Here is a 17,501-nt window from a genome sequence, read left to right as displayed (position 1 = left end):
AGTGAAACCTTCAGCACTTGTTACAAGCCTTACTATTTTGTCTTCCAGCTTATGGCTGCCTTTATCATTTGCAGAAGAAGCACCACGGACTCAAGAACAAGTACAGCCGGCTCAACGCGTGGTCAGCCTTGCTCCTCATGCCACTGAACTCGCGTACAGCGCAGGTTTAGGTAACAACCTTGTCGCCGTAAGTGAACGAAGTGATTACCCACCACAAGCCGATAAGCTTGAAAAAGTAGCAAACTATCAAGGCATCAAGGTTGAGAAGATCATCGCACTTCAGCCTGATTTGATTCTTGCGTGGCCAGCTGGAAACCCGCCCAGAGAACTCGCGAAACTAGAGCAATTTGGTTTTAATATTTACTACTCGAAAACTAAAAGCCTAGACAGCATTGCGACCAATATTGAACAACTCAGCCAATACTCCAGTGATCCGAGTATTGGCGAAAATAATGCCAAGCAATACAAAGAACAACTCAACGCATTGAGACTAAAATATAAAGATGCCGAACCCGTAGACTACTTTTATCAGCTCAGTGAGAAGCCAATCATCACTGTTGCTCAAGGACACTGGCCAAGTGAGGTGTTTGAGTTTTGTGGTGGCCACAATATTTTTGAAGACAGCGCCTCTCCCTATCCGCAAGTTGGTATTGAACAAGTTGTATTAAGAAAACCGCAAGTAATCTTCACTTCTCAGCACGCGATTGAGAATGGAACCATGTGGCAAACATGGGAAGATGAGATCCCAGCTGTCGCTCAAAATCAGATTTGGTCCCTCAATTCTGACTGGATTAATCGCCCGACAACGAGAACTTTGAAAGCGATCCAACAAGTGTGCGATTTCTTTGATAGAGCTAGGCAAAATCACTAACTATTTGCTGCGTTTTTTCGTACAATTCGCCACCGACCTGTCCCTACAATTTTAACTATAAGAGCACCAGTATCATGGACTCCATGCTGCTTTATATTATCGATTTATTTGGCACTGCCATCTTTGCCGTCTCAGGCGTATTTGTCGCTGGCCGTCTTAAGATGGATCCCTTTGGCGTCGCCGTTCTAGGCAGTGTAACCGCGATTGGCGGCGGCACAATTCGTGACATGGCATTGGGTGCAACTCCCGTGTTTTGGATCACCGATACCACCTACCTTTGGGTCATCATCATCACCTGTTTGCTGACCATGATTATTGTAAGACGCCCGAAACGTCTGGCTTGGTGGATATTGCCGGTATGTGATGCGATTGGCCTAGCGGTGTTTGTTGGCATTGGTGTAGAAAAAGCACTTATCTATCAAGATTCAGCACTAGTGGCGATCATCATGGGTGTCATCACCGGCTGCGGTGGCGGTATTATCCGCGACGTACTTGCCCGTGAAGTGCCTATGATTCTAAGAAGTGAAGTCTACGCGACCGCTTGTATCATTGGTGGTACTTTCCATACCATGGCGATCAGCATGGGGCACGATTCAGAAACTGCATTTCTGGCCGGCGTGTTCTCAACACTATTGATAAGGCTTGGCGCTATTCGTTGGCATTTATCATTGCCGACCTTCGCCATCAAATAAGCTAACGTTACAAAGTGAAAGGCTCCGTAAAGGAGCCTTTCTTAATTTGAGCTCCCCAACACAATTATTATGCTCTCGCGCTACACGTGCGAGCATAGCTAAAAATACCTAACTTGGTTCAAAGCTTTAGTTTCAAGACTAGAGAATGAATGTTGTTTGAGGTAAGTTGAAACAATCATTCCCAACTTTCATGAATATAACCCAATGCTACTCGAAGGAATCGAAACTCTACTGGTATTGAGTAAAGCAAAGACCATGAGCCGCACAGGCAGTTTGCTTTATATCAGCCAATCAGCGGTCAGCAAACGGATTGCGAATTTAGAAAAGAAGCTAGGTAAAAAGCTCATTGAACCGAGTGGCCGACAGATAAAACTCACGCCAGATGCGATAGCATTAATAGAGAGTATTGGCCCGACATTCAATGAACTTCGCGGGCTTATTTATGAACAGCAAGAGTTGGAAGATACTACTCTCATCACCCTAGACAGCACTAAGTCTCTGATAGCCGGTTATTTAGGTGAGATGATGGGCCAGTTCATCCAGCAAGATAAGTACATCACCATTACCACCAACCACACGCCGAGAATCATAGAGCGAGTGCAATCTGGTAAGGCGACCTTGGGGTTGTGTGCTGGCTTACTGCCACCGCATCATGGGTTGATGACCTTCCATCTATTTGATGAGCCGTTTTACATAGTGAGTAAGTCACCGCTAACGGAGCTTCCTCCAATGGTCATCACTAACGACATGACCAACCCTGCCAATTCTTATCAACTTTCTGTATTAGAGAAGTTTGGTATCAAACCCTTGATGGAGATGGATGCCTACACCGCAGCGGCGCAACTTGCATTGGGCGGGACTGGGCCAGCGTTAATACCGCTCTCTATCGTAAAAACACTCAATATTGAGCCTCAATATCTGTATAGCTTCACCGAATTAGCAGGCTTGATTCGGCCGATTCATATCTGTGTCAGACCAAATAGTTACCAGTCTCCACGAGTTAAAACACTGATAGAATCGATTGTTGATGCTGTTCCCAAAGCAGTTTAGACGCCATTAGCATCGACATCACGATCACAAGGGGGCGAATCCATTTCTGCCCTTTTGTCACCACCACTTTAGCGCCAAGCTGAGCGCCCATAAATCCACCGACCGCCATCACTAATCCCAACTCCCAAATAGGCAAACCAGCCAAAATAAAGAAAATTAAGGCAGCGATATTCGAGGTAAAGTTAAGTACTTTAGTACGCGCCGTAGCATCGACTAACGAGAAGTGACCAATAGCAACAAAGCAGACGGTGAAGATAGAACCTGTTCCTGGGCCAAAAAAGCCATCATAGAAACCCACGCCGCCACCAATACACAGAGCAAACATGGCCTCAGAGATCTTCTGTTTTCCTTCAGACGCTCTAGTTTGGGGTGCCAACAGGAAATAGAGAGAGATAGCGATAAGCAGCAGTGGGATAACACTGGTCAGTAGGCTCGCATCAATGTGCTGGACTAACTCAGCGCCAATTGCAGAGCCAATAAAGGTACAAAAGATAGCAAGGCGCATCTCTTTGATGCTGACGATACCGTTGCGCACGAAATACCAACTCGCGGAGAAGCTGCCAAATGAGCTTTGGAGTTTGTTGGTTGCCAGTGCCTGCGTGGGTGGAACTCCAGCCGCTAGCAATGCAGGTAGAGTCAGTAACCCACCGCCGCCAGCCATTGCATCAATAAAACCTGCTGCCGTTGCAACAACAAACAAGATAGCCAATATTTCTAGAGTGATTTCCATATACCCAACGCCTTAAAATCCTGTGTAGCGACAAGTTACCACTCACAGCAGACGAGCAATAACGAAACACAAGATTCTAACCTATTCCAAATATTCATCATTAAGCTACCGCGGAATAACAGACATAAAAAAGCCCACTCCGAAGAGTTGGGCTTTGAGCATTTATATCCGCTTATCAGCGATACACTTTAGGCGATTAAGCTTGAGAAGCTTTAACCTGAGCGTGTAGCTCTTGAACTGAAGTTACTGACGTTTTCGCGTCTGCAGTGTGCGCCATACAAGTCGCGAATGCAGCGTTTAGCGTAGTCGTGTAGTTAACTTTCTCAGCAAGTGCACCACGACGAAGAACTTTAGAATCTTCAATCGCTTGACGGCCAGCTGCAGTGTTCACGATGTACGTGTACTCGTTGTTCTTGATACGGTCAAGAATGTGAGGACGACCTTCGTGTACCTTGTTTACTAGACGTGGGTTGATGCCCGCTTCGCCAAGGATAACCGCAGTACCGTGAGTTGCGTCTAGCTGGTAACCAAGCTTAGATAGCTTAGATGCTAGGTCAACAACACGCTCTTTGTCGCCTTCGCGAACAGAAAGAAGTGCACGACCGCCTTCTGGGTAGATGTTACCACAACCCAATTCAGCTTTAGAGTATGCTTCTGCGAACGTCGCACCAACACCCATAACTTCACCAGTAGAGCGCATTTCTGGGCCTAACAGCGGGTCAACACCAGGGAACTTGTTGAATGGAAGTACAACTTCTTTCACTGAGTAGTAAGGTGGGATGATTTCTTTCGTAAAGCCTTGAGACTCTAGAGATTGACCCGCCATTACACGAGCTGCAATCTTAGCGATTGGCGCGCCAGTTGCTTTAGATACGAATGGAACCGTACGTGCTGCACGAGGGTTAACCTCGATTAGGTACACTTCATTGTTCTTAACAGCAAACTGCGTGTTCATCAGACCACGAACACCCAACTCGAACGCTAGCTTTTCAACTTGCTCGCGCATTACGTCTTGGATCTCTTGGCTTAGCGTGTATGCAGGAAGAGAACATGCTGAGTCACCTGAGTGAACACCCGCTTGTTCGATGTGTTCCATGATACCGCCGATAACAACGCGCTCACCGTCACAAATCGCATCTACGTCTACTTCAACAGCGTCGTCTAGGAAGCTATCAAGTAGTACTGGAGATTCGTTTGAAACGCTTACTGCTTCGTTGAAGTAGCGACGTAAATCTTGCTCGTCGTATACGATTTCCATCGCACGACCACCAAGTACGTAAGAAGGACGTACAACAAGTGGGAAGCCGATTTCGCGAGATTTCTCAACCGCTTGCTCCATTGTTGTTACTGTTGCGTTTTCTGGTTGAAGTAGGCCTAGACGGTCTACAGCAACTTGGAAACGCTCACGGTCTTCTGCACGGTCGATTGCGTCTGGGCTAGTACCGATGATTGGTACGCCAGCAGCTTCAAGAGCACGAGCCAGTTTAAGTGGCGTTTGACCACCGTACTGAACGATAACGCCTTTTGGCTTCTCAACACGAGCGATTGCTAGTACGTCTTCCAGAGTTACTGGTTCGAAGTACAGACGGTCAGATGTATCGTAGTCTGTAGAAACTGTCTCAGGGTTACAGTTAACCATGATAGTTTCGTAGCCATCTTCACGTAGTGCTAGTGATGCGTGTACACAACAGTAGTCAAATTCAATACCTTGGCCGATACGGTTTGGACCGCCGCCTAGAATCATGATCTTGTCTTTGTCTGTTGGGTTCGCTTCACACTCGTCATCGTAAGATGAGTACATGTAAGCTGTATCAGAAGAGAACTCAGCCGCACACGTATCTACACGCTTGTACACTGGGTGGATATCGTATTGGTCACGCAGACGACGGATTTCGCTTTCTGCTACACCTAGAATCTTAGATAGGCGCGCATCTGCAAAACCTTTACGCTTAAGCTTGTTTAGCTCGTCTTTGTTCAGACCAGCAAAGCCTTTTGCTTTCAGTTCTTGCTCTAGCTTAACGATGTCTTCGATTTGAACTAGGAACCAACGGTCGATTTGCGTTAGGTTGAATACACCATCTACCGACATACCAGCACGGAATGCGTCAGCGATGTACCAAATACGCTCTGCGCCAGCTTCTTTCAGTTCGTGACGGATAGTCGTTAGAGCATCAGGTGCATCTAGGTCTACCATTTCGTCAAAACCAGTCGCGCCAACTTCTAGGCCGCGAAGTGCTTTTTGTAGAGATTCTTGTTGGTTACGGCCGATAGCCATAACTTCACCAACAGACTTCATTTGAGTCGTTAGACGGTCGTTAGCACCTGCAAATTTCTCGAAGTTAAAACGAGGAATCTTAGTTACTACGTAGTCGATTGTTGGTTCGAATGATGCTGGAGTTGCGCCGCCAGTGATGTCATTCATTAGCTCGTCTAGCGTGAAGCCAACAGCCAGTTTCGCAGCAATCTTAGCGATTGGGAAACCTGTTGCTTTAGATGCTAGTGCAGAAGAGCGAGATACACGCGGGTTCATCTCGATGATAACCATACGGCCATCTTTCGGGTTGATACCAAACTGTACGTTTGAACCACCTGTTTCAACACCAATCTCACGCAGTACTGCTAGAGATGCGTTACGCATTAGTTGGTATTCTTTGTCTGTCAGCGTTTGAGCTGGAGCCACAGTGATTGAGTCACCTGTGTGAATACCCATTGGGTCGAAGTTTTCAATCGCACATACGATGATGCAGTTGTCGTTTTTGTCACGAACCACTTCCATCTCGTACTCTTTCCAACCGATAAGTGATTCATCGATAAGAAGTTCATTAGTTGGAGATAGATCCAAACCACGACGACAGATTTCTTCAAATTCTTCTTTGTTGTAAGCGATACCGCCACCAGTACCACCCATCGTGAACGATGGACGAATGATACAAGGGAAGCCAACCATGTCTAAAACTTTGTAAGCTTCTTCCATCGTTTTCGCTGTATCAGCAGTTGGACACTCAAGGCCAATTGCTTTCATTGCTTTATCGAAGCGTGAACGGTCTTCTGCTTTATCGATAGCGTCAGCCGTTGCACCAATCATTTCAACACCGAACTCTTCAAGAACGCCGTGCTTTTCTAGGTCTAGAGCACAGTTCAATGCAGTTTGGCCACCCATAGTAGGTAGAACTGCATCAGGCTTCTCTTTAGCGATGATGTTACGCACAACTTCCCATTGGATAGGCTCGATGTAAGTTGCATCTGCCATGTCTGGGTCAGTCATGATTGTCGCTGGGTTCGAGTTTACAAGAATAACTCGGTAACCTTCTTCGCGAAGCGCTTTACAAGCTTGAGCACCAGAGTAATCGAACTCACATGCTTGGCCGATAACGATCGGGCCAGCACCTAGAATAAGAATACTTTTAATGTCAGTACGTTTTGGCATTGTCTACTACTCCGAATTACGCTGTGTGCTGTTTGATTAGTTCAATAAAGTGGTCGAATAACGGCGCTGCGTCTTCTGGACCTGGGCTTGCTTCAGGGTGACCTTGGAAGCTGAATGCTGGTTTGTCTGTACGGTGAATACCTTGTAGAGAACCATCAAATAGTGATTTGTGCGTTGCACGTAGTGTCTCTGGAAGGGTTTCTTCGTCAGCAGCAAAGCCGTGGTTTTGCGAAGTAATCATCACAACATCACGATCTAAATCTTTAACCGGGTGGTTTGCGCCGTGGTGACCAAACTTCATCTTCACTGTCTTAGCGCCTGACGCAAGAGCAAGAATCTGGTGACCTAGACAGATACCGAAGATTGGTAAGCCTTTTTCTAGGAACACTTTTGTCGCTTCAATTGCGTAAGTACATGGTTCTGGGTCACCAGGGCCATTTGAAAGGAAAACACCGTCTGGGTTCAGAGCAAGTACTTCTTCAGCTGAAGTCTCAGCAGGAACAACCGTTAGGCGGCAGCCGCGGTCAACAAGCATTCGTAGGATGTTTCGTTTTGCACCGAAGTCATAAGCAACAACGTGGTATGGCAATTCTGAGTCTGCTTTCGCTTCAGGAAGTCCACCCGTAAGCGTCCACGAACCTTGTTTCCATTGATACGCTTCTTTTGTTGTAACTTCTTTCGCAAGGTCCATACCTTTCAGGCCAGGGAATTCTTTTGCTTTAGCAAGAGCTAGAGCTTCGTCTAGGTTTCCGTCGTTTACTGAAGAGCCAGCTACAATACAACCGTTCTGTGCGCCTTTTTCACGAAGAATACGCGTCAACTTACGAGTATCAATATCAGCGATACCAACAACGTTTTGCGACTTAAGGTAATCAGAAAGGGATTGTTCATTACGGAAGTTAGAAGCGATTAGAGGGAGATCGCGAATCACAAGGCCTTGAGCGTGGATTGAAGAAGATTCTTCGTCTTCGGAATTGGTTCCGGTATTGCCAATGTGAGGGTAAGTAAGGGTAACGATTTGTTGAGAATAGGAAGGATCAGTGAGGATTTCTTGGTACCCCGTCATCGAGGTATTAAAAACGACTTCACCAACTGCAGAACCTACAGCGCCAATGGCTTCACCGTGAAATACTGTCCCATCTTCTAGGACGAGTAGTGCTGACTTCTTCAAGACAACCTCCAGAAATAAAAATGCATTAAAATTGATTTAATTTGCAAATCTACCTTCCTGCAACACCAAAAACTGCGTGTTTATGGAAATTAGACAAATTGGCGGTATTTTAGTGATCTGCGTGATACGTGTCAACATTTAACTCAAAAGAAATTAAACATTTGTAAGGACTAATTCAATTTACCCCCTCAAAGCTCCAAAAGTTCAACTTTCATGCGCATTTAGCTCGAATATTACGATTTTCTAATTTTCACTCCTCATTTTAGCCAACCATAGAGTGATAAAAATATCAGCAACAAAACGCAATCGATAAATACCAAGAGAAAACATGACAATTTAAAGATCTAAAACAAAAAACACACTAAAGACCACATAAACAGCATAGAAATGGAGTCAAAAAGGCGATAAGAAGAAAGTAGAAGGAAGATCGGAGAAGTGAGATTACTAAGGAAAATGCACCAAATAAAGAAAGCGCCGGCAATTGCCAGCGCATAAATATCTATTTATAGGTCATTCAAACCAAGCACATCCGTCATGGTATAAAAGCCTGCTGGTTTATCATTTAACCAAACCGCGGCCTTGATTGCGCCATTAGCAAAGGTCATTCGATCAGTGGCTTTATGTGTAATTTCCACTCGTTCACCGATATCAGCAAACATAGCGGTGTGTTCACCAATAATGTCACCGGCACGAATCGTCGCGAAACCAATCTCATCTTTAGTGCGCTCGCCAGTAATACCCTCGCGTGACCATACAGCTACATCGTTCAGCTCATTGCCCATAGCACCCGCAATAGCTTCGCCCATACCAATCGCAGTACCTGACGGTGCATCGACTTTATGACGGTGATGAGCCTCAACGATCTCGACATCACAGTAATCGCCCATCACTTTAGCGGCCTTCTCTAGCAGCTTAAAGACCAGGTTCACACCAACGCTGTAGTTAGGTGCCATTACGATAGCCATCTCTTTTGAAGCAGCATCAATCACCTGCTTCTCTTCTTCAGAGAAGCCCGTTGTACCGATGATCAGTTTTTTACCGTGACGTTTACAAAGTTCAATATTCGCTAATGTGCTAACAGGGGCAGTAAAATCGACAATCACATCAAACTCTTCGATGGCTTTAGACAAATCATCGACTAAAGCAACATCAAAACGACCTTCACCGCATAACTCGCCGACATCTACGCCGACCAAAGATGACTCTGGACGCTCTGAACCAGCTCCAACACTTGCTTCTAAATTATGATGAGCGGCTTTCACCAAGTTGCGGCCCATGCGGCCCGCTGCTCCTGCAATTGCAATTCTTACCACTGCGAATATCTCCATTGTTTTGGTTACCGTTGCCACTTATCTCTTGCAGCAACGTTCAATCGATTAATCTCTTTAAACTAACAACAATCTCAAACTCAGGCTAGCAATTACGAAAACTCTTTTATTACTCGCTCTAAAATTGGCACATTTGCCTCTGGGAAGGCGTATTGATTCAATGATTCTAGGCTTACCCATTCACCTTGCTGACCTTCTTTACCATAAGGCTGCTCTTCAAAATCAGTCACGAGAATGAAATCGAACTTAAGTGACTTATCCGTGTAATCAAATTCAAGATGCTCAAACAGAGACTGCTCGGTCACCTTGATACCGACCTCTTCATCAAGCTCGCGAGTCATCGCTTGCTCAATAGTTTCGCCCTCTTCAACCTTGCCACCTGGAAATTCCCAGAAGCCACCTTTGTGCTTGTCATCTGGACGCTTAGTGATAAAGACCTGTGACTTATCTTGATTGAAGATAATACCCGCTACGATATGGATTCTTTTCATTGATGGTGTTCCTTAATAAAACGCTGAACTCACATAGTCCCTAAATACGTCATCCTCAAGAAAGAGGAACGACTGAGTTGGGGATCTAAAACTACGCGAGCCTAACTAAACAAGATTCCCTACTACGCTCACTCCTCGCTATAGGGAATGACAACTTCCTTGCGTAACAAAGTAAGCCATGAAATTTACATACAAAAAGAGCCGCCTAAGCGACTCTTTATATTCTATTTGTCAGTTTTATGAAGCTAAGTTGTAGTGTATGAGAGCAAGGCGGTGGCACGGAGCTTACGACTGTAAGTGAGTACCACCAACGCAGCTATCATGCGCTACAGCAACGATTCATTAAACTTACGCGATTTTACCGTGACACTGCTTGTACTTCTTACCGCTACCACATGGGCATGGCTCGTTACGGCCAACTTTACGCTCGTCACGCACTACCGTTTGTGGAGATGCCGCTTCAGCTTCATCGTCAGCTAGCTGGTTTTCAGCTGTTGCATGTTGCGCTTGTGCACGACGCGCCGCTTCTTCAGCTTGAGCTTGACGTTGAGCTTCCATCTTTTCAACTTCTTCTTGTTGCTGAACGCGCACTTTAGAAAGGATGGTAACAACGTCTGTTTTCAGTACATCTAGTAGGCCTTCAAACAGTTCAAACGACTCGCGCTTGTACTCTTGTTTCGGGTTCTTCTGAGCATAACCACGTAAGTGGATACCTTGACGAAGGTGATCCATCGCAGCCAAGTGCTCTTTCCAAAGGCCGTCTAGCGTTTGTAGCATCACAGATTTCTCGAAGTTACGCAGTACTTGAGCACCAACCACTTCTTCTTTCTGTTTGTACGAATCAACCGCCATAGCAAGAATACGCTCACGCAATGCTTCTTCATAAAGCTTGTCGTCTTCGTCTAACCAACCTTGAATATCAAAGTCTAGATCGAAGTCATTCTTCAGACGATCTTGCAGACCCGCGATATCCCACATATCTTCAAGAGACTGAGGTGCGATGTATTCATCAATCACTGATGCCAATACATCTTCACGGTTGTGTTCGATCATCTCGCTGATATCGTCAGAGCTCATCAGTTCATCACGAAGCTCATAAACCACTTTACGTTGGTCATTGGCTACATCATCGTACTCAAGAAGCTGCTTACGAATATCGAAGTTACGACCTTCAACTTTACGTTGTGCTTTTTCAATTGAGCGAGAAAGCATCTTAGATTCGATCGCTTCGCCTTCGTCCATACCACTTTGGATAAGACCAGCCATACGATCCGATGTGAAGATACGTAGCAGAGAATCTTCCATTGATAGGTAGAAACGAGAAGAACCCGCATCACCTTGACGACCAGAACGACCACGTAGCTGGTTGTCGATACGGCGAGATTCATGACGCTCAGTACCAATGATGTGCAGACCACCTGACTCAAGCACTTTATCGTGGATTACTCTCCAGTCAGCTTTGATCTTCTCGATCTGCTCTTTGGTTGGATTCTCTAGCTTCTCAACTTGTGCCTGCCAGCTACCACCTAATACGATATCGGTACCACGACCAGCCATGTTAGTTGCGATAGTTACCGCACTCGGCATACCAGCTTGTGCAACGATCTCTGCTTCCATTTCGTGGAATTTAGCATTTAGAACGCTGTGCTTAATTTTTGCTTTTTTCAGTGCGTTAGACAGTAGTTCAGACTTCTCGATAGAAACCGTACCAACCAATGATGGCTGACCAGCAGCTACACGGTCTTTGATGTCTTCAATGATCGCATTGAACTTGTCTTCTTCGGTACGATAAACCACATCTGGCATATCGTTACGAACCATAGGCTTGTTGGTTGGGATAACCACTGTTTCTAGGCCGTAGATAGACTGAAATTCGAAAGCTTCTGTATCGGCTGTACCTGTCATACCTGACAGTTTTTCGTATAGACGGAAGAAGTTCTGGAATGTAATCGATGCTAGCGTCTGGTTTTCATTCTGAATCTTCACACCTTCTTTAGCTTCAACAGCTTGGTGTAAACCTTCAGACCAACGACGACCTGGCATAGTACGACCAGTATGTTCATCAACGATAACCACTTCGCCTTCTTCAGTAACGATGTAGTCGACGTCTTTCTCAAACAGTACGTGTGCACGCAGCGCTGCATTAACATGGTGCAATAGGCTGATATTAGTTGGAGAGTAAAGCGTATCACCCTCTTCCATCAGGCCGTTTTTGACCATTAGCTCTTCTACAAATTCTTGACCGTTTTCAGTCAGGTGAACCTGTTTCGATTTCTCGTCCATGGTGTAGTGACCTTCACCACGGTACTCTTCAGAATCTTCTTTATCTTGGCGCTCAAGGTTAGGGATCAACGTGTTAATACGCGTGTAAAGATCTGAACTATCTTCAGCTGGGCCAGAGATAATAAGTGGAGTACGAGCTTCATCGATTAAGATTGAGTCAACCTCATCGACAACAGCAAAGAAGCGCTCACGTTGAACACGATCTTCAGCACGGAAAGCCATGTTGTCACGTAGGTAATCGAAGCCAAACTCGTTGTTTGTTCCGTATAGGATATCCGCTTGGTACGCTTCTTTCTTCTCTGGTGGAGCCATGTTTGGCACGTTTACGCCAACAGTCATACCAAGGAATTCAAATAATGGGCGGTTTGTTTCCGCATCACGCTTCGCTAGGTAGTCGTTCACCGTTACTACGTGAACACCTTTGCTAGGTAGGGCGTTAAGATAAGCTGGTAGGGTTGCTGTAAGAGTCTTACCTTCACCAGTACGCATTTCTGCAATTTGGCCAGCATTTAGAACCATGCCACCAATCATTTGCACGTCAAAGTGACGCATGCCGTAAACACGCTTAGACGCTTCACGTACCGTAGCAAATGCTTCAGGTAGAAGTTGGTCTAGCGATTCACCTTTATCTAAGCGCTCACGAAACTCAACCGTTTTTGCTTTTAGCTCTTCGTCTGAAAGAGCTTCAAACGTTGGTTCGTAGTTATTAATTTCTTTTACAATTTTTCTAAGGCGGCGCAGTGTTCTGTCATTGCGACTGCCAATTACCTTTGTCAGCAGCTTAGTAATCATGTGCTTGGAATCTCTTCGTTCTCAGATCGTCCGCGATCTATTTTAAATGCCGTCAGTGTCTCTACTAGCTATGAACTAGTCTTCAGTTACTAACCAAGGATACTGAGATAAATCTAGTATCTTTGATATTGTACTTGAGAGTAGAGTTTTCAAGGCTTGAGTTAAAATTAATGCCCTTTAGTGTAAGTAATTTTCACACCAACAACCATTTATAACCCCATTTGTTTGATGTGCTTGGAACTTTTCTTTCTAATTGCTGATGGATTAGCCAGACTGCAGCTCATTGGGAGACAACTTTCGGATGTTGACGACACTGTATCTGGAAAATAGATACAAAAAAACCAGGTCAATGACCTGGTTTTCGAAATCTTATATTGCTGTAAACAACAATTACGCTAGAACCATTCCTGGCTCAGCAAATGCAACAGGAGAGCCTACTTCTTCTTCGAATGTTGCCCATTCCCAAGCTTCTGCGTCAGCAAGTACTGCACGTAGTAGTTGGTTGTTTAGGCCATGACCTGATTTGTATGCACGGAACTCACCAATAATAGCGTGTCCACACATGTAAAGGTCACCAATCGCGTCTAGTACTTTATGAGTTACGAACTCATTGTCAAAACGTAGACCTTCTTCATTAAGAATTCGGTACTCGTCAAGTACGATAGCATTATCAAAGCTACCACCAAGTACTAGATTTTGGGATTGTAGATACTCAATATCACGCATGAAACCGAAAGTACGAGCGCGAGAAATTTCTTTCACAAAACCTTGTGAAGAGAAATCAAACAACAAACGTTGCTCATCAGATTCAATCGCGGGATGGTTAAAGTCGATCTCAAAGTCCATACGGAAGCCGTTAAATGGAACAAATTCTGCCCACTTATCGCCATCTTCAAAACGGATAGGCTTTTTGATACGAATAAAACGCTTCGCTGCATTCAGTGTTTCTACACCCGCTTGCTGTAGCAAGTATACGAATGGGCTTGCGCTACCATCCATAATTGGGATCTCAGGTGCATCTACTTCAACAATAATGTTGTCGATGCCCATACCCGCTAAAGCTGCGTTAAGGTGTTCCACTGTAGAGATACGTACGCCTTCGTCATTAACAAGAGCTGTACATAGCATAGTGTCACGAACTGACGCTGGATCAGCTGGGAAATCTACAGGTGGATTTACATCTGTACGACGATAAACAATACCTGTATTTGCAGCTGCCGGGCGAAGAGTAAGTGTGACTTTACGACCAGAGTGGAGACCCACACCAGTTGTTTTCACAATTTCTTTCAGAGTACGTTGTCTGATCATCTGCTTGCCTCGTTATCAGTGCTACAAATCACGGTCAGTATTTACCGACCGCGAATTTTACCATTAATTCGACGATAGTCAAATTTTGGGTATTTGTTAATCAGCCTGACGTCGTAAGAATGCTGGAATATCTAAGTATCCACTCTCTTTCTCAGCCTTAGGTGCTGCACTTTGGCTAGCGCCTGTACCTGAAGAAACAGGTGACGTTGTTGGTTGCGGCTTAACTTGAGGTTTAACCTCAGTTTTTTCTTGCAATGGTTGTGCCACTTTCTCTTCCACTTTTGGTGCAGTTTGAGCCGCTACCTGTGGTTGAGGAGTTGGTGCAACCTTAGCTTTACCACCAGCAACTAATGTAATGTCTGGTTTTTTCTCTGTGCCGATACCTGTTGCAACAACAGTTACGCGGATTTCATCTGTCATATCAGGGTCTAGAGAAGTACCAATCACAACTGTTGCATTATCAGATGCGAATGCCTTAACTGTATTACCTACTGTTTCGAACTCATCTAGACGCATATCTAGGCCTGCAGTGATGTTCACAAGAACGCCACGCGCGCCAGCTAGGTCGATGTCTTCTAGTAGTGGGCTAGAAATTGCTGTTTCAGCAGCTTCTTCAGCACGGTCTTCACCTTTTGCGATACCGCTACCCATCATTGCATGACCCATCTCAGACATTACGGTGCGAACATCCGCGAAATCGACGTTAATCATACCAGGGCGAGTAATTAGCTCAGCGATACCTTGTACAGCGTTTTTAAGTACATCATTTGCACTTGCGAAAGCTTCTAGCAGAGTTACGCCGCGGCCAAGTACTTTAAGTAGCTTTTCATTTGGAATCGTAATTAATGAATCCACATGTTTAGAAAGCTCTTCAATACCTTGCTCAGCAAACGCTAAACGCTTTTTGCCTTCAAAGCTAAATGGCTTAGTTACAACAGCAACCGTCAGCACACCCAACTCTTTCGCAACTTCAGCAATAACTGGAGCAGCACCTGTACCAGTCCCACCGCCCATACCAGCTGCGATAAATACCATATCGGCGCCAGTTAGAACTTCTTTAATTCTTTCTCGATCTTCGAGAGCTGCATCACGGCCTACTTGTGGGTTTGCACCAGCGCCCAAACCTTTAGTGATATCACCACCAATTTGGATCACGCTGCTCACGCTTGTTTTACGAAGTGCTTGTGCATCAGTGTTAACACTGATGAATTCTACGCCTTCGATTGATTCACGTACCATGTGCTCAACAGCGTTACCGCCACCGCCACCAACTCCAACGACTTTAATTACTGCATCGTCAGACATTTCCATCATCGGTTCAAACATGTGTTATCTCCGTTTTTTCCTGCAACTCAGGTTAAAACTCTTTTTGTATCCAATTACGCAATTTGCCAAATAAACCAGACATAGAAGGTGCTGAACGCTTAGGTTCGCTGTAATCACCTTCATCACTGATCTGACAATCTCTTGCGTAATGAAGTAAACCAACCGCCGTAGAATGATACGGCTCTTTAACATAGTCAGTTAAGCCACTAACTTCTAACGGCTTACCAACTCGAACTTGATTGCGGAAAACACGTTCCGCACACTCTACCAATCCGTCAATTTGTGCCGCTCCACCAGTGAGAACGACGCCAGCTGCAAGGTGGTGTTTAATACCTTCATCTCGTAGCTGTAATTGAACCGTATCAATAGTTTGGTTAACGAGACCCATAAGTTCAGTGTAACGTGGTTCAATCACTTCCGACAAAGTTTGTCGTTGCAAACTTCTCGATGGGCGACCACCAACACTTGGGACGTTAACAGAGTCATCCTTGCTTACGAGTTCACTCAGAGCGCAACCATGGTTTACTTTTATCTCTTCAGCATCGCTCACTGGCGTGCCGAAAGCGAAGGCAATATCACTGGTTACTGCATTTCCTGCGTAGGAAAAGACTTCTGTGTGTCGAAGTGCGCCGCCAGTCCAAATGGAAATATCCATTGTACCCGCACCGATATCGACAACACATACTCCAAGCTCTCTCTCGTCTTCAGTAATTACCGCATTGCTTGAGGCAAGTCCTGAAAACACGATTTGTTCTACTGTGAGACCACATCGTTCAACAGCTTTAATAATGTTTCTCGCCATGTCGCTATGGCAAGAAATTAGGTGAACACTGACTTCCATTCGAACACCAGATAAGCCAAGTGGGTTCTTAATCCCTTCTTGATAATCAATGGTAAATTCTTGTGGGATCACGTGCAGAATTCTCTGCTCATCACCTATTTTAATTGATTTCGCGGTATGGATCGCTCGATCCATATCGTCTTGAGACACCTCTTCATCAGAGATAGTGCCCATGCCTTTTTCAATTCGGCTTGCGATATGTTTACCCGATAGCGAGATAAATACATTGCTGATTTGGCATTCCGCCATCAACTCTGCTTGATCAATAGCTCGCTGAACCGACTTAACTACCGACTCTAGGTCGTTTACACCACCTTTATCCATACCTCTGGATGGGCTTTGCCCAGAACCAATGATATTGATTTGACCATCAGGCAATATTTCACCAACCAGAGCTGATATGGTCGCAGTGCCTATATCAAGACCAACGATTATGTTGTCATCTGCGGTCTTAGTCATCTGTGCTCTCTTCTAACTCTTGCTCTGGAAACCAGCCTACAGCGGCTCCCGTATCATACCTGAGGTCGATGTAGCTCACTTGATTCGCTTTACTACCAAGTTCGTTGTAAAGCGAAATGAAGCGTTCAACACGCTCATCTAAAGAATCTTTACCTAGTTCTAAACGGATACCGTTATCTAGGATTATTTGCCAAGCGCGACGCTCATTGAGAACGAGAGAGGTAACGGTTAACCCTAGACTGTTAATCAAAGGGGTTATCTGTCGCCACTTTTCTATCACTTCTTGGCTGGTGCCGTCTGGGCCGTAAAGCTTAACTCTATCGCCCTTCAACAGGCCGATATCACCATTAAACACCTGACCATCGTCATTCAGCAGCATGTTACCGTTCCAGATTGCTGCCGCATGGTACTCAGTCAAAAATACTTTTATTGTGTCTGGCCACTGCTTACGAATGGAGACCACTGAAACCCAAGGTAACGCTTCTAAACTGTCTTGCAACACACCGATGTCTTGCGACATGAAGGTTCCAATGTGCTCTAGCTCGCTAAAGGCATGTTGAACATCACCAGCGGTTACGTAAGTTAAGTCGCCTTGAAGTACTATTTTGGAGAGAGGCAATCGCTGATCGTCCCACATCCAAGTTAGTGTGGTATAGAAAAGAAACCCAATGAATAGCAATACCATGACAAAAAAAGACCCGCCTAAGGCGTGTTTCTTGAGCGACGGTAAAC

General features: G+C 45.2%; 13 protein-coding genes. 3 read left to right on the top strand and 10 right to left on the bottom strand.

Annotated elements, in window-relative coordinates:
• The first annotated feature begins 1 nt into the window (after window position 1).
• The 3 genes from btuF to AB4482_RS02350 all read left to right on the top strand — a co-directional run bounded on the left by btuF (window position 2) and on the right by AB4482_RS02350 (window position 2,613).
• Window positions 2-871 carry a vitamin B12 ABC transporter substrate-binding protein BtuF gene (gene btuF, locus AB4482_RS02360; protein WP_372180493.1) on the top strand — a complete coding sequence of 290 codons (870 nt, stop codon included), beginning with the start codon at window positions 2-4 and terminating at the stop codon, window positions 869-871.
• A 74-nt stretch (window positions 872-945) separates the two neighbouring features.
• On the top strand, window positions 946-1,563 hold the full coding sequence (locus AB4482_RS02355) for a TRIC cation channel family protein (protein ID WP_017062893.1): 618 nt from the start codon (window positions 946-948) through the stop codon (window positions 1,561-1,563).
• A gap of 204 nt (window positions 1,564-1,767) precedes the next feature.
• The gene (locus AB4482_RS02350) at window positions 1,768-2,613 is read left to right on the top strand and encodes a LysR family transcriptional regulator (RefSeq protein WP_137002421.1); all 846 of its coding nucleotides are present in this window, start codon (window positions 1,768-1,770) and stop codon (window positions 2,611-2,613) included.
• Here AB4482_RS02350 and AB4482_RS02345 read toward each other — a convergent pair.
• The 10 genes from AB4482_RS02345 to AB4482_RS02300 form a co-directional block, all read right to left on the bottom strand.
• Entirely contained in the window at window positions 2,564-3,343 is a 780-nt protein-coding gene (locus tag AB4482_RS02345; protein WP_017059295.1) for a TSUP family transporter, read from the bottom strand. The two genes, AB4482_RS02350 and AB4482_RS02345, sit on opposite strands and share 50 nt — an antisense overlap.
• 196 nt (window positions 3,344-3,539) lie before the next feature.
• On the bottom strand, window positions 3,540-6,770 hold the full coding sequence (carB, locus tag AB4482_RS02340) for a carbamoyl-phosphate synthase large subunit (RefSeq protein WP_061019048.1): 3,231 nt from the start codon (window positions 6,768-6,770) through the stop codon (window positions 3,540-3,542).
• A 16-nt stretch (window positions 6,771-6,786) separates the two neighbouring features.
• Window positions 6,787-7,941, bottom strand: coding sequence for a glutamine-hydrolyzing carbamoyl-phosphate synthase small subunit (carA, locus tag AB4482_RS02335; protein ID WP_010434758.1), 1,155 nt, complete (start codon window positions 7,939-7,941; stop codon window positions 6,787-6,789).
• A gap of 503 nt (window positions 7,942-8,444) precedes the next feature.
• Window positions 8,445-9,269, bottom strand: coding sequence for a 4-hydroxy-tetrahydrodipicolinate reductase (gene dapB / locus AB4482_RS02330; protein ID WP_372180491.1), 825 nt, complete (start codon window positions 9,267-9,269; stop codon window positions 8,445-8,447).
• Between the two features lie 92 nt (window positions 9,270-9,361).
• Window positions 9,362-9,760, bottom strand: coding sequence for an 8-oxo-dGTP diphosphatase MutT (gene mutT, locus AB4482_RS02325; protein ID WP_017062897.1), 399 nt, complete (start codon window positions 9,758-9,760; stop codon window positions 9,362-9,364).
• 348 nt (window positions 9,761-10,108) lie between these two features.
• Window positions 10,109-12,835, bottom strand: coding sequence for a preprotein translocase subunit SecA (gene secA / locus AB4482_RS02320; protein ID WP_017066234.1), 2,727 nt, complete (start codon window positions 12,833-12,835; stop codon window positions 10,109-10,111).
• A gap of 390 nt (window positions 12,836-13,225) precedes the next feature.
• A complete protein-coding gene (gene lpxC / locus AB4482_RS02315; RefSeq protein WP_010434751.1) occupies window positions 13,226-14,143 on the bottom strand; it encodes a UDP-3-O-acyl-N-acetylglucosamine deacetylase in 918 nt (305 codons plus the stop codon).
• Window positions 14,144-14,239: 96 nt separating this feature from the next.
• Entirely contained in the window at window positions 14,240-15,469 is a 1,230-nt protein-coding gene (ftsZ, locus tag AB4482_RS02310) for a cell division protein FtsZ (protein WP_017059291.1), read from the bottom strand.
• A 31-nt stretch (window positions 15,470-15,500) separates the two neighbouring features.
• Window positions 15,501-16,769, bottom strand: coding sequence for a cell division protein FtsA (ftsA, locus tag AB4482_RS02305; RefSeq protein ID WP_010434747.1), 1,269 nt, complete (start codon window positions 16,767-16,769; stop codon window positions 15,501-15,503).
• Window positions 16,762-17,454, bottom strand: coding sequence for a cell division protein FtsQ/DivIB (locus AB4482_RS02300; RefSeq protein ID WP_017059290.1), 693 nt, complete (start codon window positions 17,452-17,454; stop codon window positions 16,762-16,764). The genes ftsA and AB4482_RS02300 overlap by 8 nt, the downstream gene beginning before the upstream one ends.
• Window positions 17,455-17,501: the final 47 nt, after the last annotated feature.

Source organism: Vibrio sp. 10N.222.55.C7 (assembly GCF_041473335.1).
In the GTDB taxonomy this organism is placed as follows: Bacteria; Pseudomonadota; Gammaproteobacteria; order Enterobacterales; family Vibrionaceae; genus Vibrio; species Vibrio crassostreae_C.
Note: the sequence above shows the minus strand (reverse complement) of the source record. Positions and strands in the feature narration are given on the sequence as shown.